The sequence below is a fragment of the Paraburkholderia sp. IW21 genome, from assembly GCF_041321145.1.
Lineage (GTDB): Bacteria > Pseudomonadota > Gammaproteobacteria > Burkholderiales > Burkholderiaceae > Paraburkholderia.
In genome coordinates this window covers 12,696-34,297 of sequence record NZ_JBGGWA010000006.1, presented here as the reverse complement: position 1 = coordinate 34,297, position 21,602 = coordinate 12,696, and the positions used below count along the sequence as shown (strand labels likewise).

General features: G+C 63.1%; 16 protein-coding genes. 9 read left to right on the top strand and 7 right to left on the bottom strand.

The genetic code is table 11. The features are described 5' to 3' along the window. Positions 1 to 5 precede the first annotated feature (5 nt). From ACAX43_RS15910 to ACAX43_RS15890, 5 genes are all read left to right on the top strand, one after another. Entirely contained in the window at positions 6 to 1,667 is a 1,662-nt protein-coding gene (locus ACAX43_RS15910) for an amidohydrolase (RefSeq protein WP_370709370.1), read from the top strand. A gap of 40 nt (positions 1,668 to 1,707) precedes the next feature. Next, positions 1,708 to 2,625, top strand: coding sequence for a GTP-binding protein (locus tag ACAX43_RS15905; RefSeq protein ID WP_370709369.1), 918 nt, complete (start codon positions 1,708 to 1,710; stop codon positions 2,623 to 2,625). Between the two features lie 214 nt (positions 2,626 to 2,839). After that, the gene (locus tag ACAX43_RS15900) at positions 2,840 to 3,244 is read left to right on the top strand and encodes a nuclear transport factor 2 family protein (protein ID WP_370709368.1); all 405 of its coding nucleotides are present in this window, start codon (positions 2,840 to 2,842) and stop codon (positions 3,242 to 3,244) included. Positions 3,245 to 3,263: 19 nt separating this feature from the next. Further along, positions 3,264 to 4,679, top strand: a complete 1,416-nt coding sequence (locus ACAX43_RS15895) for an NAD(P)/FAD-dependent oxidoreductase (protein WP_370709367.1) — start codon at positions 3,264 to 3,266, stop codon at positions 4,677 to 4,679. A gap of 253 nt (positions 4,680 to 4,932) precedes the next feature. Further along, positions 4,933 to 6,351 (top strand): amino acid permease, encoded by a 1,419-nt coding sequence (locus tag ACAX43_RS15890; RefSeq protein ID WP_370709366.1) that lies wholly within the window; start codon positions 4,933 to 4,935, stop codon positions 6,349 to 6,351. A 98-nt stretch (positions 6,352 to 6,449) separates the two neighbouring features. On the opposite strand, the gene ACAX43_RS15885 is transcribed toward ACAX43_RS15890, so the two are convergent. Next, complete coding sequence (locus ACAX43_RS15885; RefSeq protein WP_370709365.1) at positions 6,450 to 7,292, bottom strand: IclR family transcriptional regulator; 843 nt, start codon at positions 7,290 to 7,292, stop codon at positions 6,450 to 6,452. A 219-nt stretch (positions 7,293 to 7,511) separates the two neighbouring features. On the opposite strand from ACAX43_RS15885, the gene ACAX43_RS15880 reads away from it, so the two are divergent. The 4 genes from ACAX43_RS15880 (at position 7,512) to ACAX43_RS15865 (ending at position 13,691) form a co-directional block, all read left to right on the top strand. Then, positions 7,512 to 9,173 (top strand): GMC family oxidoreductase, encoded by a 1,662-nt coding sequence (locus ACAX43_RS15880; RefSeq protein WP_370709364.1) that lies wholly within the window; start codon positions 7,512 to 7,514, stop codon positions 9,171 to 9,173. Between the two features lie 187 nt (positions 9,174 to 9,360). Next, the gene (locus ACAX43_RS15875; protein ID WP_370709363.1) at positions 9,361 to 10,665 is read left to right on the top strand and encodes an MFS transporter; all 1,305 of its coding nucleotides are present in this window, start codon (positions 9,361 to 9,363) and stop codon (positions 10,663 to 10,665) included. A gap of 147 nt (positions 10,666 to 10,812) precedes the next feature. Next, the gene (locus ACAX43_RS15870; RefSeq protein ID WP_370709362.1) at positions 10,813 to 11,802 is read left to right on the top strand and encodes an AAA family ATPase; all 990 of its coding nucleotides are present in this window, start codon (positions 10,813 to 10,815) and stop codon (positions 11,800 to 11,802) included. Positions 11,803 to 11,939: 137 nt separating this feature from the next. Then, complete coding sequence (locus ACAX43_RS15865) at positions 11,940 to 13,691, top strand: cobalt chelatase (protein WP_370709698.1); 1,752 nt, start codon at positions 11,940 to 11,942, stop codon at positions 13,689 to 13,691. Between the two features lie 99 nt (positions 13,692 to 13,790). Here ACAX43_RS15865 and pta read toward each other — a convergent pair whose 3' ends face one another. From pta to tauA, 6 genes are all read right to left on the bottom strand, one after another. Next, positions 13,791 to 14,831 (bottom strand): phosphate acetyltransferase, encoded by a 1,041-nt coding sequence (gene pta, locus ACAX43_RS15860; protein WP_370709361.1) that lies wholly within the window; start codon positions 14,829 to 14,831, stop codon positions 13,791 to 13,793. Positions 14,832 to 15,008: 177 nt separating this feature from the next. Further along, positions 15,009 to 16,811, bottom strand: coding sequence for a sulfoacetaldehyde acetyltransferase (gene xsc, locus ACAX43_RS15855; RefSeq protein ID WP_370709360.1), 1,803 nt, complete (start codon positions 16,809 to 16,811; stop codon positions 15,009 to 15,011). A gap of 182 nt (positions 16,812 to 16,993) precedes the next feature. Beyond that, a complete protein-coding gene (gene phnY / locus ACAX43_RS15850) occupies positions 16,994 to 18,451 on the bottom strand; it encodes a phosphonoacetaldehyde dehydrogenase (RefSeq protein ID WP_370709359.1) in 1,458 nt (485 codons plus the stop codon). Positions 18,452 to 18,640: 189 nt separating this feature from the next. Continuing rightward, positions 18,641 to 19,561: an ABC transporter permease subunit gene (locus tag ACAX43_RS15845; RefSeq protein ID WP_370709358.1), complete on the bottom strand. Its 921-nt coding sequence runs from the start codon at positions 19,559 to 19,561 to the stop codon at positions 18,641 to 18,643. Then, entirely contained in the window at positions 19,554 to 20,369 is an 816-nt protein-coding gene (locus ACAX43_RS15840; protein WP_370709357.1) for a taurine ABC transporter ATP-binding protein, read from the bottom strand. The genes ACAX43_RS15845 and ACAX43_RS15840 overlap by 8 nt, the downstream gene beginning before the upstream one ends. A 33-nt stretch (positions 20,370 to 20,402) precedes the next feature. After that, positions 20,403 to 21,404 (bottom strand): taurine ABC transporter substrate-binding protein, encoded by a 1,002-nt coding sequence (tauA, locus tag ACAX43_RS15835; RefSeq protein WP_370709697.1) that lies wholly within the window; start codon positions 21,402 to 21,404, stop codon positions 20,403 to 20,405. Between the last annotated feature and the right edge of the window lie 198 nt (positions 21,405 to 21,602).

The window sequence follows — 21,602 nt, the reverse complement described above, 5'->3', positions numbered from 1 at the left end:
CATATATGAATCCGATTGAACGAGGTCCCATTACCGTCTTCGTCGCCCGAAAGATTCTGACGATGAATCCGGCCCAGCCGCACGCCACGCATGTTGCCGTGCGAGACGGCAAAATTCTCTCCGTCGGCGATCTGGAGCAGGTTAGTCAGTGGGGCGACGTTGAGATCGTCGACACGTTCCGCGACAAGGTGTTGATGCCGGGTCTCGTCGAAGGGCATTGCCACCTGATGGAGGGCGCCATGTGGGACGCCGTGTACCTCGGCTACTACGACCGGCGCGGTCCAGACGGCAAGCTGTGGCGAGGTCTGAGAACGCTGGATGAGGTGATCGAGCGGCTGGCCGTTGCGCAACGCGCCATGACGGACGCGGCGGCGCCGCTGCTCGCGTGGGGGTTCGATCCGATTTTCTTCGGTGCGAGCCGCTTGTCGGTCAAGGAACTCGATACCGTTTCGACCACCCGGCCCATTGTCGTGCTGCACGCGAGTGTGCATCTGATGAACGTCAACACCGCCATGCTGGCGCTCGCCGGTATCGACGAGGACACCGACATCGACGGGATCGACAAAGACAAAGATGGCCGGCCGACTGGCGAGCTGCAGGAGTTCGCCGCCATGTTCCCGGTGTATGAGGTGATCGGCAGCCAGCTTTCCATTGCGGCGAGTGAAAAGAAAGAGGCCATCTGGAATTTCGGCAAGGTCGCGCAACTCGCCGGCGTGACCACCGCGACGGATCTGGTCAACGATCTGTCGGCGCTGGGCAATCGCAACCTGCGCGAAGTCACGGCCGACCTGCGGTATCCAGTCAGAATCGTGCCCGCGTTCGCTCCGCAGCGAAGCCCCGAGGGCGGCGTCGAAAAAGTGCTGTCGGCGATTCGCGACAGCACGGAAAAATTGACGTTCGGCCCGGTCAAATTCATTGTCGATGGATCGATTCAGGGCTTCACGGCGCGGCTGAAGTGGCCGGGTTACGTCGGCGGCCAGCCGAACGGATTGTGGCTGATTCCGCCAAGCCAGTTGGAGGCGGTGTTCACGCCGTTTCACCGCGCCGGGCTGCAACTCCATATTCATACCAACGGCGACGAAGCCACCGAGGTCGTATTGAACGCCGTCGAGAAGATGCTCGACGCCTGTCCGCGCAGCGATCACCGCCATACGCTGCAGCACTGTCAGATGGCCGACGCCAGCCAGTTGGCGCGCGCCGCGAAACTCGGCATGTGCATCAACTTTTTCTCCAACCATATCTACTACTGGGGCGACGCCCATTACGCGCAGACCATGGGCCCCGACCGGGCGAACCGGATGAACGCGGCGCAATCCGCGCGGCGCCTTGGCATTCCCTTTGCTTTTCATTCGGACGCACCGATCACGCAATTGAGCCCGCTGTTCACCGCCTGGTGCGCGGTGCAGCGCAAGACCGCCACCGGCCGTGTGCTGGGCGCGAGCGAGTGCATCCCCGTGGCGGACGCATTGCGCGCGATCACGCTGGGCGCGGCCTATACGCTCAAGATGGACCATCTGATCGGCAGTATCGAGGTGGGCAAATTCGCGGACTTCGCTGTGCTGGCGGACGACCCGAGCGAGGTCGCGCCTGAGCGGTTGAAAGACGTCGAGGTATGGGGCACGGTGCTGGGCGGCCGCGTGTTTCAGTCGCCGGCAAAAAATGAATGACGCTGCGGCCGCGAGCGTGCGGCCACCCATTGCGCTGGTCGTGCTCGGCGGCTATCTGGGCGCCGGCAAGACGACCTTGCTCAACCATGTGCTCCTGAATGCGGGGCAGCGCCGGGTGGCCGTGCTGGTCAACGATTTCGGCGACATCAATATCGACGCGGCGCTGATCCGCGAACGCACGGACGACGTCATCAATCTCGAGAACGGCTGCATCTGCTGCTCCATCGGCGGCCGCCTCGTTGATGCGCTCGTGAAAATCAGCGCGCGGCCCGAGCGTCCCGAACTGTTGATCATCGAAGCCAGCGGCGTTTCCGATCCGGTGAAGATCGCGCAGATCGGCTTGCTCGACCGGGCCTTCAGGTTGTACGGGATCATCGTGGCGGTCGACGCGGAGCGAATCGGCGCAACCTTTCTCGACCCGTACGTCGGCGATATTGTGCGCCGGCAGATCGCGGGCGCGACGGCCCTCGTGCTCACCAAGACCGATCTCGTGACAGAGCAGGAAAAAGTCACCGCAATGGAAGCGACGTCGGCGCTTGCCACCACATCCATCCTGCTGGAGTCGGCGAATGGATCCATACCGCTGGCGTTGCTCTTCGACGCGAGTGCCGCGCCTCGCCATCGCACCGGGGGACTGCCTCTCGCGGCGGCCGAACGCCTCAATAGCCATCAGGACATCTGCAGTTTTTCCTTCCGATCGGACTTCCGCCTCGACAGGAAGAAGCTCAAGGATGTGTTTCGCAGCCTCTCTGTGCCGCTGCTGAGAGCGAAGGGCATCGTCTGGCTGGATCACGACGCCTCGCCTCAGGAACTCCACGTGGTGGGCGGCCGCATTCTGATCACCCCATTTGCGGGTCGTGCAGAGGCCGAATCGACGATCGTCCTGATCGGCCGTTTCACCGGCGAAGACGAGCGCGCGGTAAAGCGCTGCCTTGAAAGCACGCGCGCGCTGAACTGACACGAGCGCGCCGCGGCATCGTTCTGAATCCGAAGTTCCGATGAGCCGGCTTCGGAGCCGTTCACGCCTGCCTTTCTCCAACACGGGCTGCACCAGGCGAAAGCAGCGCACTGGCCCTACCGTCGAGTGGGCGCCAAACCTACACTTTTCCCTGAGAGATCGCCGCCTGGGCAACCTCACGAATCTCACCTAATTCACAAAGCAGGAGACATACATGGCCACAACAGAAACGTCCGCATCAAAGGTCACCGCGGACACACTCGCCGCATTTTCCGATGCGTTCAACCGTCACGATGCGAACGCGCTGATGGGCTTCATGACCGAAGACTGTGTGTTCGACGCCGCCGGCGGAAGCGAAGTCCATGGTGCGCGGTTCATCGGTCGCGACGCGGTGCGTGCGGCATTCGAAACGGTCTTCAAGACCTTCCCGGATGCGCATTGGGGAAAGGGCCGTCATTACGTCATCGGCGACCGCGGTGTGTCCGAATGGGTGTTCACGGGTACGCATGCGGAAGGCTGGCGCATCGAAGCGGAAGGATGCGATCTCTTCGAGTTCCGCGATGGTCTGATCGCAGTCAAGCGCGCGTTCCGCAAGGAACGCCCGAAGCAGAACGTTTGACGCCGACGAGGAGCTTCTCATGGAGCACAGTGTCATCACACGGGTCGGCGAAGGTCTGTCCGCCGAGCGGGACAGCGCGACGCAGTATGACCCCAGATACGACCCGCTGGTCTCGCCGGGTCCGGGGCACGGCAAGCAATACGCGCCGACCTATTGGGCCGCGACCGCCGGCACGCCGCCGCCCGACGATGGTCCGATCACGAAAGACATCGACGTGGACGTGGCGATCATCGGCGGAGGGTATACGGGACTCGCGACAGCGCTGTGTCTCGCGCGCGAGCATGGCATCAAGGCCGTGGTGCTCGAGGCCAACAAAACCAGTTGGGGTTGCAGCAGCCGCAATGGTGGACAAGGGCAGAATGCGTCGGGACGTCTGTCGCGTTCCCAATGGATCGAGCGTTGGGGTAAAGACGTCGCGTTGAAAATGCACGACGAGATTCAGGAAGGGTTCGACAACTTCAAGTCGCTGGTGGCCGAAATCGATTGCGATCCGCAGCCAGGCGGACACTTTCTGATTGCGCACCGGCCCCGCATGATGGCTAAACTCGCCGCCGAAGCCAAAGTCTGGAAAGACGTTTTCGGTTACCCGTCCGAACTCATCGACCAGGCCACGTTCCGCCGCGAGTACGTCAACGATTGCGAGGCGGCCGGCGCGCTCCACGAACCCGAGGGTATCGGCATTCACGCGTTGAAACTCGCGTATGGCTATCTGCGGCTGGCGCGCGAAGCGGGCGCGCGAGTTCATCCGGCGAGCCCCGTGATCGGCTGGGAAACCATCAACGGCATTCACCATCTACGTACGCCGGGCGGCGTCGTGCGGGCTCGGTCCGTGGGCATTGCGACCGGTGCCTATACGGCGCAGAACCTCCATCCTTCGCTGAGAAGCCGGGTGATGCCGATCCTGTCGAATTCGATGGTGACGCGTCCGCTCACGCAGCAGGAAATCGCCGCCTGCAATTTTCGAACGACGCAGGTGCTCACCGATACGCGCACCTTGCGTTTCTACTATCGGTTCCTGCCGGACAATCGGCTGCAGATCGGCAGCCGGAGCGCGATCACCGGAGCCGATGCACCGAATCCGCGCCATTACGAGTTGCTCATCGAAGGGATGGGCCGCAAGTTTCCGGCGTTGCGCGGTGTTCAGATCGACTATTCGTGGTGGGGCTGGGTGGATGTGAGCCACGACATGATGCCGCGCGTGTGTCAGCCGGATCCGAAGCAGTCGGTGTTTTACGCACTGGGCTACGGCGGCAATGGCGTGTCATATTCGCAGCAGGCGGGGCGCCGGCTCGCCGAACGGATAGCGGGTAAGGGTTCGAAGCAGACGCTGCCGATCTTCACTTCTCCGTTGCCCGGCCATCCGTTCGCACCGTTCCGCCGCATCGGACAACGGATGCTCTACCAGTTGTATTTCCGGCGCGACGAGAAACCTTAAGCGCGCTCTGCGTGCCGCGTCACCCGCGGCACGTCATTCGCCAGTCGTCGTGCCTCACGCGCACGGCGCTGCGCAGCCGGACAGGTCTGCGCATTAAGTCATGAGATAAAACACGATGCAGCGAGGCGCGCAAGCGCCCTCGCTCGATCCGAATTGCCGGCGCCCAGGTGCCGGGAATGCACGCAACCGCGTCCGCAATCCCGCACAATCGGCACCGGCATCAACAGGATGTGGAGGTGACATGCAAGTATCGATGAATAAAAGTGAACTGAAGACCGGCCTCAAGGAGCGCCACATGACCATGATCGCGCTAGGCGGCGTGATCGGCGCGGGCCTGTTTGTCGGCAGCGGCGTCGTGGTCCGGCAGGCCGGCCCGGCGGCGGTGCTGTCGTTTCTGATTACCGGCGGCCTGATCGTGCTCGTCATGCGCATGCTGGGAGAAATGGCGTGTGCCATGCCGGCGGTGGGCTCGTTTTACGAATATGCGCGCCTCGCCTTTGCCGGCAAGCGCGGGCCGGGAAAACTGGCCGGCTTTCTGACTGGCTGGATGTACTGGTATTTCTGGGTCATTGTCGTGGCCGTCGAGGCGGTGGCCGGTGCGAAGCTGGTTCAATTCTGGCTGCCGGATACGCCGGCGTGGGCGATCAGTCTCGTGTTGCTGGTGGTGTTGACCGCGACCAACCTGATCTCGGTGGGCAGCTACGGGGAATTCGAGTTCTGGTTCGCGTCCATCAAGGTGGCGGCGATCATCGTGTTTCTGTTCCTCGGCGGTCTGTACGTGCTGGGGCTGTGGCCCGCGTCGATGCATACCACCGCCGTGATGCCCACGCTGTTTGCGCACGGCGGCCTGATGCCGAAGGGCATCGGCCCTGTTTTGAGCGGTGCCGTCGCGGCGACGGGTTTTTACTTCGGCGCCGAGATCGTCACGATTGCCGCCGCCGAAGCGCATGAGCCGGTCAAGGCAGTCGCCAAAGCCACCAATTCGGTGATCACCCGTGTGCTGATTTTCTATGTCGGCTCGATCCTGCTCGTGGTTGCGCTGGTGCCCTGGGATTCGCCGAAAATGGCGACGCCGTATGTGAGCGCGCTCGACGCGATGGGTATTCCGGCTGCGGCGAACGTCATGAATGCGATCGTGCTGACTGCGGTGCTGTCCGCGCTCAATTCCGGTCTTTACGCAGCGTCGCGGATGATCTTTGCGCTGACCCGCCACGGCGACGCGCCGGCTGCGCTCGCCAAGGTCAATCGCCGCGGCGTTCCCGTTCGCGCGATCCTGGTCGGCACGTTGTTTGGCTATGTGTCGGTCGTCATGTCTTACGTATCGCCCGACACGGTGTTCGCATTCCTTGTCAATTCATACGGCACGGTGGCCATTTTCGTCTACGTGCTGATTGCCGTGTCGCAACTGAAGCTGCGCGCCCGGCTCGAGCGCGAGGCGCCGGAGACGCTGCGCGTGAGGATGTGGTGCTACCCGTATCTGACCTGTTTCGCGATCGTCGGCATGATCGGCATTCTGGTGGCCATGGCGTTCATACCGGATCAGCGCACGCCGCTGTGGCTCGGCGTGGTGAGTCTCGGCGTGCTGCTCGTGGCATATGCGTGGCGGGCCCGGAAAAGCGGCACGGCTTCAACTGAACCGGAATTCGTGGACTATCGGCCCAACACGAATTGAAGGCTGCCGTACGCGAGCTATTTGCAGTGCAGCAGGTGTCCCTCGCGACAGCCGCTGCGCTGCAACGATAGGTTGCAGGCCGCGCCGACGCAGTCTCGCTACTTCGACGCGGCCGCCGCCACGGCTCCCGTCGTGGCAGGCTGAAGCAGCGGTCCGATGCGCACCGCAATTTCCTTGAGCTTCGGCACCGCTTTCAACAGATCTTCCAGACTGGAACGCGCCGTGGGTGAATGCACCGCTAGCGCTGCGAGCACCCGGCCATCCTCGACGTTGCGCACCGGTACCGCGACCGCCACCATCCCGCGCACGAACTCCTCGTTGTCGACGCCGACGCCGCGCGTGGCGAGGCGGTCGAGCTCCGCTTCCAGCAAGTCGATATCGGTCAGGGTGCGATACGTCATCGATTTGAGCGGCAACCGCCTGATGACGAGTCCACGTTCGGCCGCCGTCATCTGCGAAAGAAACAGTTTGCCGCTGGCGGTGCAATGCAGCGGTACCCGCGTGCCCGGCTGCATATGCAGGCGCAAGGGTTCGCTCGTCTCGACCCGCTCGACGTACAGCACGGTATCGCCGTCGAGTACGGTGAGATTGCAGGTCTCGCCGAGCATATCCACGAGCGTGCGCAGCAATGAACGGCACGCCCGCGTGAACGTGCTGTTCGAGAGCGTGGTCAGGGCGAGTTGCGCGGCGCGTGGCCCGAGCGCAATGGCGCGATCGGCCCCGCGCGAGTCCGGCATGTGCGTGACGTAACCGCGTGCTTCGAGCGACTCGATCAGGCGCATCAAGGTCGCCTTCGGAATCTGCAGACGTGAGGACAACTGCGAGAGTGAAGACGGTTGTCCGGCGGACGCGAGTTGTTCCAGCACGCTGAGCGCGCGCAGGACGCGGGTGTCGTCGGCGGGCTCTTGAGCAGGTGAGGGGCGAGGCGTGGTGTCTCTCATTGTCCTTCCCGAGGCGGATGAAGGTGAATGCAGCCCGAACGGATCGGTGACAACCCGGAGGAACGCGTGCGGACAGATTGAATAGTGAAACGAAAAAGTCGGTTTTCGTACCGGATTATTCAATCGTAACCGGATTTCCTTGAAGTCGAAATGCTCATCCAATAAATTGGTACGAAATGATCCATTTTTAAAAACAAAGGCATGAGTACGGAGACAGCAATGGTACGGAGTTTCGACTACGTGGTCGTCGGCGCAGGGTCGGCCGGCTGTGTACTGGCCAACCGCCTCTCTGAGAATGGCCGCTACTCGGTATGTCTGCTCGAAGCCGGTCCGCCCGACCGCTTTCTGTGGATCCATATCCCGATCGGTTATGGCAAAACCATGTTTCATCCGGTCTACAACTGGGGCTTTTACACCGACCCGGATCCGAACATGCACGATCGCAAGCTCTACTGGCCGCGCGGGCGCACGTTGGGCGGCTGCAGTTCCATCAACGGGCTGATCTACATTCGCGGTCAAAAAGAGGATTACGACCAGTGGGCCGCGCTCGGCAATCGTGGCTGGAGCTGGAAGGAATGCTTGCCTTACTTCCGGCAGCTCGAACATAACGAGCTCGGCGCGTCGCCGACGCGTGGCGTGGACGGCCCGCTGTGGGCCTCCACGATCAAGCAGCGCCACGAACTCGTGGATGCGTTCATCGCCGCGTCGAATCGCCTGGGCGTTCCAACGGTCGACGACTTCAATCAGGGCGATCAGGAAGGGGTCGGCTACTACCAGCTGACCACGCGGCATGGCTGGCGTTGTTCGACCGCCGTCGCTTACCTGAAACCCGCGCGCCGCCGTCCTAATCTGCGGATCGAGACCGACGCGCTGGCGTCGAAGATTCTCTTCGAAGGCACGCGTGCCACGGGTATTCGCTATGTGCAACACGGCAAGGTGCACGAAGTGCGCGCGCACCGCGAGGTGGTGCTGACGGCAGGCGCGCTGCAGTCGCCGCAATTGCTGCAGGTGTCGGGCGTCGGGCCGGCGACCTTGCTCAATGAGTTGGGTATTCCGGTGGTCGCCAATCGGGCCGGCGTTGGCGAAAATCTGCAGGACCACCTGCAGGTACGCCTGACCTATGAAGTGACGCGGCCGATCACGACGAACGACTTGCTGCACTCCTGGACGGGCCGCGCGAAGATGGGTCTGCAATGGGCGCTGTTTCGCGAAGGGCCGCTTTCCGTCGGCATCAATCAGGGCGGCATGTTCTGCCGCGCCTTGCCGGATGAGGCGAAAACGCCCGACATCCAGTTCCACTTCTCCACGCTCTCGGCCGACACCGCGGGCGGTGATGTCCACGCGTTTCCAGGCTGCACCTATTCGATCTGCCAGTTGCGGCCGGAGTCGCGCGGCAGTGTGCGAATCCGCACGGGCGACATGCGCGACGCCCCGTCGATCCAGCCGAATTATCTGGCGACCGATCTCGACCGCCGCACGACGGTCGCGGGTGTGCGTTTCGCGCGCCGCGTCGCCGCCACGGAGCCCATGGCCTCCCTGATGAAACGTGAAGTGCGCCCTGGCCGGGACGCGCAAAGCGACGACGAATTGCTGCATTTTTGCCGCGAATACGGCCAGACGATTTTTCATCCGTCGGGCACGGCGAAGATGGGCGTCGCGAGCGATCCGGGCGCGGTGGTCGACGAACGATTGCGCGTGTATGGCACACAAGGATTGCGGGTGGTCGACTGTTCGATCATGCCGACGCTCGTCTCCGGCAACACCAACGTACCGATCGTGATGGTCGCCGAAAAGGCGTCCAGCATGATCCTCGAGGATGCCCGCGCGGGCGACCGGCCGGCCGGGCAAGTGCAATCGCCGAGCATGGAAGCGCATTACTGACGCAGAAGCAGAAGCAAGAAGCGAAGTGGCCGCAAGAAGTAAAACGATCGCTACCTGACTTGCTGCATGCGAAGTCGATAAAAGCAGCATGCAGGCGGCGAAATTCGTGCCCCAGGAGGAGACAGACGGGGGCTCAACAGTGCTGCGTTGCCGGGACGGCACGCGGCCATCCATTGGAGGAGACGCTATGGCAATCGATAAGCGGGTTGTCCGCCGCGTTGCATTCGCGAGCGTGATTGGAGCGACGGTCGAATGGTATGACTTTTTTCTGTACGGCGTCGTGGCAGGCATTGTGTTCAACAAGCTTTATTTTCCCGCTCACGATCCGCTCGTCTCGACGATGCTGGCCTACGGCACGTTCGCCGTCGGCTTCGTGACGCGGCCGCTCGGCGGCGTGATCTTCGGTCACTTCGGCGACAAGATTGGACGCAAGTCCGCGTTGATCTGCACGCTCGTCATCATGGGGATTTCCACGGCGGGGGTCGCCTTCGTGCCGACCTTCGATCAGATCGGCATCTGGGCGCCCATTCTGTTGCTCGCCTTGCGCATTTTGCAGGGCATCGGGCTCGGCGGTGAATGGGGTGGCGCAGTGCTGATGGCCTATGAATATGCTCCGCCGAACCGTCGCGGGTTGTATGCAAGCTTGCCGCAGATCGGCTTGGCGATTGGCTTGTGCCTCGCGTCGGGCATCGTCGCGGGCATTTCCCGGCTGCTGCCGGAAGCGGCGTTCCTCTCGTGGGGCTGGCGGGTCGCGTTTGCCGCGTCGTTGCTGCTCGTGGTGCTCGGCCTCTACATCCGCGTCAAGGTGATGGAGACGCCCGAGTTTCTCGCGCTCAAGCGCAACCGCCGCGCCGTGAAAATCCCGTTCGTCGACATGATCACGCGCTATCGCAGTTCGGTGCTGCTCGGCATGGGCGCGCGCTGGATCGACGGGGTGTTTTTCAACATCTTCGCGGTGTTCATGATCGGCTACCTCACGCAGCGTCTTTCGATGAGCCGCACGGAAGCGCTCACCGGGGTGATGATCGCGGCGATGGTGATGTGCTTCTTTATCCCTTTCTTCGGCAGGATGTCGGACTCGATGGGACGCGCGCGCGTCTATCGCTGGGGTTCGCTGATCTGCGGCATCTCGGTGCTGCCGGCGTTCTGGCTGATGGAAACTCAGGCCGGCAATACGTGGGTCGTCTGGCTCGGCGTGGTGATCCCGTTCGGCATCTTCTACGCCATGGTCTACGGTCCGGAAGCCGCGCTCTTTGCCGAACTGTTCGATCCGGAGGTGCGTTATACCGGCATCTCGTTCGTGTATCAGTTCTCGGGCATCTTCGCGAGCGGCCTCACGCCGATCATCGCCACGGCGCTGCTGCGCCTCGACGGCGGCAAGCCCTGGTATGTGTGCGTCTATGTGATTTTGTCGGCGCTGCTCTCGGCATGGGCGGCGCGAGCCATGGAACGGCGCGCGAAACCCTTCGACGAAATGGCGACGGTGCGCTGACGGCACGCGCCGCCGGTGTCGATGCGGACGAAGCGCCGCTCAACGCGCGAGATTCTGTTTATAATAAAAACGGAACAAAACGTACCGAAAAACCATTATCGCGCGGCGGCGCTGAACGAACATCCCCGCAGTGGGGAGGAGAATGAAGTGACTGATATCGTGACTGGCAAACCCGACCGAATGGTCTCGGTACGGACCGTTTTCGGCATCGATTCCAGCCTGATGGTGCCCGCTTTCAGCGAGCGCGACGACCACGTGCCGGAGATCGACGAGGTCTACCGCTTCAATCCGGAAGTGACGCTGGCGATTCTGGCCGGCTTCAGCCGGGATCGCCGGGTGATGGTGCAGGGCTTGCACGGCACCGGAAAGTCGACGCACATCGAACAGGTCGCGGCCCGCCTCAACTGGCCGTGCGTGCGCGTCAATCTCGACGGCCATATCAGCCGCCTCGACCTGGTCGGCAAAGATGCGATCGTGGTGCGCGACGACCTGCAGGTCACCGAGTTTCAGGAAGGGATCGTGCCATGGGCATTGCAGCGCCCGGTCGCCCTGATCTTCGACGAATACGATGCGGGGCGTCCGGACGTGATGTTCGTGATCCAGCGCATTCTCGAGCGCGACGGCAAATTCACGCTGCTCGACCAGAATCGCGTGATTCATCCGCATCCACACTTCCGCATGTTCGCCACCACCAACACGGTGGGGCTGGGCAATCTGAACGGCTTGTATCACGGCACACAGGTGCTGAATCACGCGCAGATGGACCGCTGGAACGTGGTGGCCACGCTCAACTATCTGCCGCGCGCGGAAGAGGCCGGCATCGTGCTGGCGCGCGTCCCGGAACTTGCGGACGAGGCGGGACGCGCGCTGATCGAATCGATGGTGAGCGTGGCGGAACTCACCCGCAAGGGCTTCGCCAGCGGCGACCTGTCGACGCTGATGTCGCCGCGCACGGTGATCAACTGGGCGGAGAACTGCCAGATCTTCCGCGATCCCGCGATGGCGTTTCGGCTGACCTTTCTGAACAAGTGCGATGAAGCCGAGCGGTCGATCGTGGCCGAGTATTTCCAGCGCTGCTTCGGCACTGAACTCGAGGCCGACGCCAACGCTGAAGCACACGCAGCGGGCCCACGCTGATGACGTCGGACAGGCAGGTGACCTTACCGCAATCGGACCCGGGCGACGCGGCACTGCGCAAAGCGGCCCAGGATGAGGCGGCCTTGCGGCAAGCGCCCCCGAGCCAGGCGGCCCTTCGGCAAGCGGCTCAGGACCCATTGACCCAGCGGCAAGCAACCCTGCGCGCGGAGCAGCGCGAGGCGCTCTGCGCGGCGGCCGTGCGTGCCCTCACCGGCGACGCCGCCTTGCACTACCGCGAAGGCCGGTTGTGCCGCGACCTGAGGCCTTTGCCGTTGCACGCGCCGCATCTGCGTACCGACCCGCAGCAGGACGACTTCGCGTCCTTGCGCGGCGCCGCCGATGGCGCGGCCTTGCGACTCATGCACTCCGATGCGGCCTTGCACAGCAAGCTCTGCCCGACCGATCCCATCGAGCGGGCGGTATTTGAACTACTCGAACAGTTGCGCTGCGAAACGCAGACGCCGCCTGGCATGCCGGGCCTGGTGCAAAATCTGCGCGAGCGTTTCGAGGCCTGGTCGCGGGCCTTCTACCACGCCGGGCTCGCCGAGGACCATCTGGGCATTCTGCTGTTCACGGTGGCGCAGATCGCGTGGTCGCGCCTGACGGGCTGGCCTGTGCTCGAACAGACCGAAGGCCTGATCGAAGCCACGCGCGCGGCCATCGTGCCGGTGCTGGGCGTTTCGCTGGCGGGTCTGCGCCGGCATCGGCAGGAGCAGGGCGCGTTCGCTGTCCATGCGTTGGAATTGGCGCGGCTGGTGGCCGAGATGATCCGTGCCGCCCGTGCAGAGGCGCTGGACGATGCCCACGACGATCCGCAGGAGAGCGACGACAAAGCCCCGCGCACGGCATTCTCGCTCTGGTTCGATGTCGAGGACGACGAGTACAAGGACATGGCCGTCGCGCTCACCGGCAAAAGCCGCGTGCTCGAAGCTTCGGAGCAGGGCTATCGCGCCTATACCACGCGCTATGACCGCGAGATAGCGCCTGGCGCGCTGGTCCGCAAAGCCTTGCTTAGCGAGTTTCGCGAGCGGCTCGACGAACGCGTCGCCGCCCAGGGCATCAACGTGGCGCGGCTCGCGCACGCGCTGAAAGCGGCGCTGGCGATATCGCAGCGCGACGGGTGGTCGTTCGGTGAAGAGCATGGCCGCATCGACGGGCGGCGCCTCGCACAACTGGTCAGTTCTCCCGCTGAACGTCGCCTGTTCCGGCTGGAGCGGAACACGCTCATGGCGGACTGCGTAGTCGGCTTTCTGATCGACTGCTCGGGCTCGATGAAAGCGCATATCGAGCCGGTGGCGATCATGGTGGACATTCTGACGCGCGCGCTCGACCAGGCCGGCGTGACCACCGAGGTTCTGGGCTTCACCACCGGCGCCTGGAACGGTGGCCGAGCCCGGCTCGACTGGCTGGCGCAGGGCCGGCCGCTTCATCCGGGCCGGCTCAACGAACTGTCTCACCTGGTGTTCAAGGACGCCGACCGGAGCTGGCGACGCGCCCGCGCCGATATCGCGGCGCTCTTCAAGGCGGACCTGTTTCGCGAAGGCGTGGATGGCGAAGCGGTCGACTGGGCCTGCGGGCGCCTTGTCGCACGTCCCGAGGCGCGGCGCATCCTGATCGTAATCTCGGACGGCAGCCCCATGGACAGCGCCACGGGCCAGACCAACGACGCCTTCTATCTCGACAACCATCTCAAGGCCGTCGTGGCGCGCCACCATGCCTTGCGCGACGTCGAGGTGCTGGGTTTGGGCGTCGGGCTCGATCTCAGCCCGTATTACCGCCGCTGTCTCCCCGTGGACCTCTCCGTGCCGCCGGATATGAAGCTGTTTGCCGAGATCGTAGGATGGATCGGCGGCCGCGGGCAGCAGACCGGCAAAGGGCAGCGGGGATAGCGGCTTACGGCTTCACACTCGCAGCTTCTTCGCTTTCGCGGCTTTACGTGGATCTTGCGGCGCCTGTCGATGCGAAATGGAACCGCTTCTTCCCAGTGGTCATGAAGCGTGGTGCGGCAGGGTACCCGCGGTCACCGGCTCAGCCGCGGTTTGCGCCTGCACGGCCGTCACCGCGATCACGTAGTAGATGTCGTCGGCGCTGCAGCCGCGCGAGAGGTCGTTGGCCGGCTTGGCGAGGCCCTGCAGCAACGGGCCGATGGCCTTCGCCCCGCCGATTCGCTCGGCCAGCTTGTAGCCGATATTGCCGGCCTCAAGGCTCGGGAAAATCAGCACGTTGGCGTGCCCTTGCACTTGCGAATGATCGATCTTGCGCATGGCGATTTCGGAGACGATCGCCGCGTCGAGCTGCACGTCGCCGTCGATCGCCAGGTGCGGGCGCGCGGCTCTCACCTGGCGCGTCGCTTCCACGACCTTGTCGACCGCCGCATGCCGCGCGCTGCCGCTGGTCGAGAACGACAGCATGGCCACCCGCGGCTCGTCCATCAGCAGGCTTTGCGCGCTGTCGGCCGCCGCCATGGCAATCTGGGCCAGCTCACCGGCGTCCGGGTTCACCACCAGTCCGCAGTCGGAGAAGATCAGGCCGCCTTTGAGCGTGTGGAAGGGCTCGCACAGCATCATCAGAAAGAAACTCGACACCAGCTTGAACGAAGGATGGAGACCGATGATCTGGATCGCCGTGCGGACCACGTCGGCGGTCGTGTGGACGGAGCCGGCCACGGAGCCGTCGGCGTGGCCGAGCCGCACCATCAGGTTGGCGAAACAGAGGGGCTTGAGGATTTCCTGCTTTGCTTCGTCAAGCGTCATGCCTTTTTTGCTGCGCAGTGCGAAGAGTGCTTCGGCAAACGCGGGGGCGAGCGGCGAGGTCGCGGGATCCACCAACTCCATGCCGGACAGTTCGATGTTTTGCCCGGCAGCCGCCGCATGAATGCGCGCAGCTGGGCCCACCAGCACGATGCGGGCGATGCCTTCGCGTGTCGCGCGTTGCGCCGCTTCCAGCATGCGGGGATCTTCCGCCTCGCAGAGCACGATGCGTCTTGGCGAAGTGCGGGCACGCTCGATGATGCGATTGATGGCTTTCATGGCAGTGGGCAGTGATCGCGGTTGAAATCACGGTTGAAAAACGGGAGCAGCAAACGGCAACGGCGAACGGCGAACGGCAAACAAAGAGGCCGGAAACGGCAGGGGAAGTCCCGTTTCCGGCCTGCCGGGCGCGAGGCGATGTGCCCCTCGCGCCCGAACCTTCAGACAACGGACGAATCAGACATAGTCCTTGTACTTGTCCAGCAAACGCACCGGCTTGGCCAGCGCATCACGGCGGAACGGATCGCCGAGTTCGCGGGTGCACATGATCTCGATGATGGTGGTCTTGCCATGGTTCATCTGTGCATCGATCGCACGCTTTAACGCGGGGCCGACGTCCTCGAGCCGGTCCACCGTCACACCCTCGGCACCCATCGCGCGAGCGATGCCGGCGAAGCTCTGGTTGTCGAGTTCACCTGCAACGAAGCGGCGGTTGTAGAAGTCCACCTGGTTCTTCTTTTCCGCGCCCCATTGCCGGTTGTGGAAGACCACGGCGGTGACCGGAATGTTGTGACGCACGCAGGTCATGGTTTCCATCAGGCTCATGCCCCACGCGCCGTCGCCGGCGTAGGAGACCGCGGGGCGATGGGGTGCCGCAACCTTGGCGCCGATGATGGTCGGGAAGGCGTAGCCGCAGTTGCCCCAGCTCATCGCGGCAAAGAAGCTGCGCGGCTTGGTGAAGCGCAGGTAGCTGTTGGCCACGGAGTTGATGTTGCCGATGTCGGTGGAGACCATCACGTCTTCCGGCATGGCCTTTTCGAGCTCGCGCAACACCTGGCGCGGGTGCAGATAGGTGCCGCCGCCGGGCGTGCGTTCGTTTTTCTGCTCCTCGATCATGTCCATGCTGTAGGGGTCGCGCTCGTGAGTCCACTCATCGAGCTCCTTCTCCCATGCAGCCTTCTCAGCGGCGATCTGGCCGGCGCGCTCTTCACGCGAGGCGTCGCAAGCAAGGGTGCGGCCTTCAAGGCGCTGCGTGAGTGCAACCGCGGCGGCCTTGGCGTCGCCGCAGATGCCCACGGAGATCTTCTTCACCAGGCCGAGCATTTTGTGGTCGGCGTCGATCTGGATGATCTTGGCGTTTTGCGGCCAGTAGTCCATGCCGTGCTGGGGCAGTGTGCCGAACGGTCCCAGACGCGAACCGAGCGCGATCACCACGTCGGCGCGCTGGATCAGCTTCATCGCCGCCTTGGAGCCCTGATAGCCGAGCGGACCGCACCACAGCGGGTGGTCGGCGGGGAAGGAGTCGTTGTGCAGGTAGCTGTTGACGACCGGCGCGCCCAGACGCTCGGCCAGCGCCTTGCACTCCTCGATCGCATCGGCCATGACCACGCCGCCGCCGGAGATGATGACCGGGAACTTAGCCTCGGCGAGGAGTTCGGCCGCTTCGTTCAGGCGTTGATCGCCGCCGGGGCCACGGTCGAGGCGCTGCGGTTGCGGAATCTCGGCCTTGATCTGGCCGTAGAAGTAGTCGCGCGGAATGTTGAGCTGGGTCGGGCCCATCTCGGCCAGCGCGCGGTCGAAGCAGCGGCCGGTGAATTCAGCCATGCGCGCAGGGTGGGTGACGTGGCCCTGATACTTGGTGAACTCCTGGAACATGGGGAGTTGCTTTGCTTCCTGGAAGCCGCCCAGTCCGATGCCCATGGTGCCTGCCTCGGGCGTGATCATGACCACCGGGCTGTGCGCCCAATAGGCCGCGGCGATGGCGGTCACGCAATTGCTGATGCCGGGGCCGTTCTGGCCGATCACCACGCCGTGGCGGCCGGACACGCGTGCATAGCCGTCGGCCATGTGGCCGGCGCCCTGCTCGTGCACCACGGGGATAAGGCGGATGCCGGCGGGCGCGAAGATGTCCATGGCGTCCATGAAGGCCGAACCCATGATGCCGAACATGTCGGTCACGCCGTTCGCGGCAAGGGTTTCGACGAAAGCTTCAGACGGGGTCATGGCCTGCGGGCCGCTGATGGGGGTGTGATCGCTCATGAGGGCTGTCTCCGATGTTTAATGAAACTGGAACAAATCGTTCCGAAAAGTGGTTTTCTAAAATGTAGAGCATGCACCCGAGATGGTCAATAGGTGATGCGAAATAAACGGTACGATTTGTCTCTAAAAATTTTCGTCGGGAGGTGGGCGGAACGCGCCGGCGTGTGACCCAGTCCCCCGGCTCAATCCCACGGCAGCGAATAGGTCTTCACATTGGTGAAGCTTTTCATCGCTTCCTGGACACCTTCCTTGTAGCCAAGACCCGAATCCTTGATGCCGCCGAACGGGGTCAACTCCAGCCGGTAGCCGGGCACTTCGCGCACGTTCACACTGCCCACCTGCAGTTCAGCGATAAAGCGCGTGATGTAATCGAGGCGGTTCGTGCAGACCGAAGAGGAAAGCCCGTAGTCAGTCGAATTGGCAATCCGGATCGCGTCGTCGATATCCCGAAAGCGGATCACCGGCGACACCGGCCCGAAGGTTTCGTATTTGACGAGCGGCATGTCCGGGCTCACATGATCGAGAACCGTCGGCGAATACAGGGCGCCGTCGCGGAGATTGCCGAGCAGCAAGGACGCGCCGCGGCTGACCGCGTCGTTCACCTGCGCTTCGAAGAATTTCGCGGCCGCTTCGTCGATGACGGTGCCCATGTCGGTCGCCGGATCGGCGGGGTCTCCATAACGGATGGCCCGGGTCTTCGCCACGAGCAGTTCGACGAAACGGTCGGCCACCGCTTCATGCACCAGAATTCGCTTGACCGCGGTACAACGCTGGCCGGAATTTTTGTAGGAGCCGGAGACGGCGAGCGTGCTGGCTTCTTCCAGGTCGGCGTCTTCCATCACGATGATCGGATCGTTGCCGCCGAGTTCGAGCACCGCGCGTCGATAGCCGAGCTTGCTGGCGATGTACTTGCCGATCTGCACGCCGCCCGTGAAGGTGATCAGATCGACGTGCGGGTTCGTGATCAGTTCGTCGGCGATGTCTTTCGGGTCGCCGGTGATGACTTGCAGCATTTCTTGCGGCAGGCCGGCCTCGTAAAGAATGTCCGCGAGCAGGCAGGTGGACAGCGGCACCTTTTCAGAGGGTTTGACGACGATGCGATTGTTGGTCGCGATGGATGGCACGATTTTGTGCGCAACCTGATTCATCGGATGGTTGAACGGGGTGATCGCGGAGATAACGCCGAGCAACGGATCGCGCTGGGTGTAAACGCGGCGCTTCTTGCCGTGCGGCGTGAGATCGCAGGAAAACACCTGGCCGTCGTCCTTCAGCGCTTCGTTGGCGCCGAACGTCATGACGTCGCCGACGCGGCCTGCTTCGTAAAGCGAGTCCTTCTTGCACAGGTCGGACTCGGCGGTGATCAGACCGGCGATTTCTTCGGTACGCCGACGGACCGTTTCCGCCGCTCGCAACAGAATCTGTGAGCGCTCGTAGCGCGTCAGCCGCGCCCGATATCCGTGTGCCCAGGCAAAGGCGTGCTGCACGTCGGCAAGCGTCGCCTTAGGCACCGTGCCGACCAGTTCACCGTTATACGGATTGAAGACTTCGATGATCTCCGCGCGCCGTATTTTTTCTCCGCCGATGCGCAGCGATTCATGACGAACCTGCGGCGACGGCCGGACTTTCGCGATCGAATTCATGCTGCCCCCCAGCGATTACAGACAACTGAAGTATCGCGGCGGGCGCCGCCGTCGGAGTAGTACCAGCCGCCGCCAATCGCTGAGTCCACGCCGGATACGGGGCACTGCACGCGCAATCGGGCAATGGCGGCTGATAGCGGCCGCTATCGGGCCGCTATCGCGCCGCGCTGAATCGATCGCGCTCGCCGGTCACACCCGGCCTTTCCACGGCACCAGCACGCGTTCGAGGTGACGCATCAACAAGTCGAAGCACAGCGCAAAGAAGCCAATCACGATGATGCCCATGATCACCACGTCGCTGGCGAGGAACTCTGCGGCGTTGAGCACCATGAAGCCGAGGCCGCTCGTCGACGCCACCATTTCCGCGGCGACCAGTGTCGTCCAGCCGACGCCGATGCCGATCCGCATCCCCGTGAAAATCTCCGGCAGCGCCGATTTCAGGATCACATGCAGAACCACCTGGGTGCGCGAGGCGCCCATCGAATAGGCCGCATGAATCTGCTCGATCGACACGGAACGCACGCCGGATCGCGCGGCGATGGCGAGCGGCGCGAAGATGGCCAGATAGATGAGAAAGACCTTGGAGAATTCACCAATGCCGAACCAGATGATGATGAGCGGCAAATAGGCGAGCGGCGGCAGCGGCCGGTAAAACTCGATGGGCGGATCGAATACACCGCGGGCAAAGCGCGAGACCCCCATCATGACGCCGATTGGAATGGCGGTCAGGCAGGCGAGCGCGAAGGCGCCGAACACGCGCAGCAAGCTGATGCCAGTATGCTGCGCGAGCGTCGAGTTCGCGAAGCCTTCCGTGGCGACGTAGATGAACTTCGCGTACACCGCTTGCGGCGACGGCAGAAAGAGCGGTTTGATCCAGTGAAGGTTAGTCGCGGCGAACCACAGCCCGATGAATAACCCGACCGTCACGAGGCTTGTGAGGATGCTGCTGCCATGGCCGGGTACGCCGAACGTATCGCCCGGCTTGGCCGGCTTCTTGGCGAGAAGCCGTGGACGACGGCCGGGTGTGCGCGGTGGCTCCATCGGCGTGTCGGATCCGAGCGGGGCCTCCTGGCCGTGCGCCAATGCATGAGCCCGTTTTGAACTAAACATGTGTCACCTCGGCTTCGGCGGCGTGCATTTTCTCGTCGCCGTAAATGATGCTGAGCACGCGCTCGCGCATGTCGATGAAATCGGGGCTCGACTTGATGGCACGCGCGTCGCGAGTTTCCAGAAAGCGTCGATTGAAATCCAGCTCATAGGTGTGCGTGATGCGCCCGGGGCGCGGCGACATCACGATCAGGTGGCTCGCCAGAAAGAGCGCTTCCTCGACGCTGTGCGTGATGAAGAAGAACATCTTGCTGGTCTTTGTCCAGACGTCGAGCAGCAGTTCCTGAATGGTTTCGCGGGTCAGCGCGTCGAGCGCAGCCATCGGCTCGTCCATCAGCAGCATGGCGGGGTCGCAGGTCAGCGCGCGGGCGATGCCCACACGCTGCTGCATGCCGCCGGAGAGCTGATAGATCATGTGCTTGTGAAAGTCCTGCAAGCCGACCAGCGCCAGATTGCGCGCGGCGATGTCGCGCCGCTGCGCTTTCGGCACGCCCTGAAGCTTCAGGCCGAACTCGGCGTTGTCGATCACGTTGAGCCAGGGCAGCAGGGCATGCTTCTGGAACACCACGCCACGGTCCGAGCCCGGTCCCGCGATCGGTGCGCCGCCGAGCAGCAACTCGCCGCTAGTCGGCGCGATGAAGCCCGCCATGAGCGAGAGCAGGGTGGTCTTGCCACAGCCGGATGCACCGAGCGCGACGACGAAGTCCCCAGAGTTGATCGTCAGATTGATGTTGTCGAGCGCATGCACGGTCTGGCCCGCCTTGCGCCCTGGAAAGACCACACTGACATTCTTGACTCTCATGCTTTCCATATTGCCTCCTGATTCGACAGAAACCGGACTACGTCATTTGAGTTTCATTGCCGCTTCGGCATAAGCCGGGGTGACGAACTTCGAGTAATCGGGCAGCACCGCGCTGATCTGTTTCTGATCCTTCAGGAAATTCGCCGTGTCCTTCAGCGCGAAGGTCGCGCGGCCCGCACTGCCGCCGCCCAGCCATTGCGAGGAGGCCTGCTCCTGGATCGTCGGGAACGCGTAGAGCGACAGCGATTCCGGTACATCGGCCGGCGAACCGCCGATCATCTTCGCGATGGCGGCGGCTTGCGGCGAGGTGGCATTCCATTGCGCCGCATTCTTGCGGTACTGTTCGTCCGCGTTGGAAATGGCTTTCACGAGTTTTGCCATGAAGTCCTTGTGCGCCTCGCCCCATTGGCGATCGACGGCGATCCCGTCGAAGGTCGGTTTGCCGAGCTTCGACAGGTCGCCGGATGTAATCAGGACCTTGCCGCTCTTCTTCAATTGCGCAAGCGCGGGGTCCCAGACGTAGGCGGCGTCGATATCGCCGCGCTCCCACGCCGCGACCAGCTGATTCGGCTGCATGTTGAGGATCTTCACCTCGGACGGATTGATGCCCCAATGCTGCAGCGCGAACATGGTGTGATAGTGCGTCGTCGACACGAACGGCACGCCGATCGTCTTGCCCTTCAGATCGGACGGTTTGGTGATGCCGGAGCCATTGCGTACGACCATTGCTTCAGCCTGGTTGATGTTGTCCAGAATCCAGAAAAGCTGCAGGTCGAGACCCTGGCTGACCGCCGCGGCGAGCGGACTCGAGCCGATCACGCCGACCTTCACGTCGCCGGATGCCATGGCGGTCGCGACCTTCGCGCCGGATTCGAATTGCCGCCAGTTGATCTTGTAGCCCGTCTCTTTCTCGATGGAGCCGTTGGCGATCGCAACGACCCATGGGTCGACAATCTGTTGATAGGCTATCGTGACCTCCTTGTCCTGGGCGTGGCTGGTTGGCGCCACCACGCAGGCGAGCGCGGCGAATGCGGCCACTGTCATGCGGCGCGTCAGAGCGCCGAACCAGCGGGACAGCTTCGGTTGATTGTCACTTTTCATCATAGGTCTCCAGAATGGCCGTGGTACGCGGATACACGTGAATCCAACGCCCGCCGACGGGGGCTTGTCCCAATCGCCGACAATGGGGTGATGCGAGTATTGTCAGTAAAAAATGTTGCAGGTTAGGGCCAGACGTGGCTG

Bases quoted from the DNA above. Each gene is read 5' to 3' on its own strand.
- tauA (WP_370709697.1), bottom strand. From the start codon at position 21,404: ATGACAGTGGCCGCATTCGCCGCGCTCGCCTGCGTGGTGGCGCCAACC.
- ACAX43_RS15880 (WP_370709364.1), top strand. From the start codon at position 7,512: ATGGTACGGAGTTTCGACTACGTGGTCGTCGGCGCAGGGTCGGCCGGC.
- ACAX43_RS15845 (WP_370709358.1), bottom strand. From the start codon at position 19,561: ATGTTTAGTTCAAAACGGGCTCATGCATTGGCGCACGGCCAGGAGGCC.
- ACAX43_RS15890 (WP_370709366.1), top strand. From the start codon at position 4,933: ATGAATAAAAGTGAACTGAAGACCGGCCTCAAGGAGCGCCACATGACC.
- phnY (WP_370709359.1), bottom strand. From the start codon at position 18,451: ATGAATTCGATCGCGAAAGTCCGGCCGTCGCCGCAGGTTCGTCATGAA.
- ACAX43_RS15885 (WP_370709365.1), bottom strand. From the start codon at position 7,292: ATGAGAGACACCACGCCTCGCCCCTCACCTGCTCAAGAGCCCGCCGAC.
- xsc (WP_370709360.1), bottom strand. From the start codon at position 16,811: ATGAGCGATCACACCCCCATCAGCGGCCCGCAGGCCATGACCCCGTCT.
- ACAX43_RS15895 (WP_370709367.1), top strand. From the start codon at position 3,264: ATGGAGCACAGTGTCATCACACGGGTCGGCGAAGGTCTGTCCGCCGAG.
- ACAX43_RS15840 (WP_370709357.1), bottom strand. From the start codon at position 20,369: ATGGAAAGCATGAGAGTCAAGAATGTCAGTGTGGTCTTTCCAGGGCGC.
- ACAX43_RS15900 (WP_370709368.1), top strand. From the start codon at position 2,840: ATGGCCACAACAGAAACGTCCGCATCAAAGGTCACCGCGGACACACTC.
- ACAX43_RS15910 (WP_370709370.1), top strand. From the start codon at position 6: ATGAATCCGATTGAACGAGGTCCCATTACCGTCTTCGTCGCCCGAAAG.
- pta (WP_370709361.1), bottom strand. From the start codon at position 14,831: ATGAAAGCCATCAATCGCATCATCGAGCGTGCCCGCACTTCGCCAAGA.
- ACAX43_RS15875 (WP_370709363.1), top strand. From the start codon at position 9,361: ATGGCAATCGATAAGCGGGTTGTCCGCCGCGTTGCATTCGCGAGCGTG.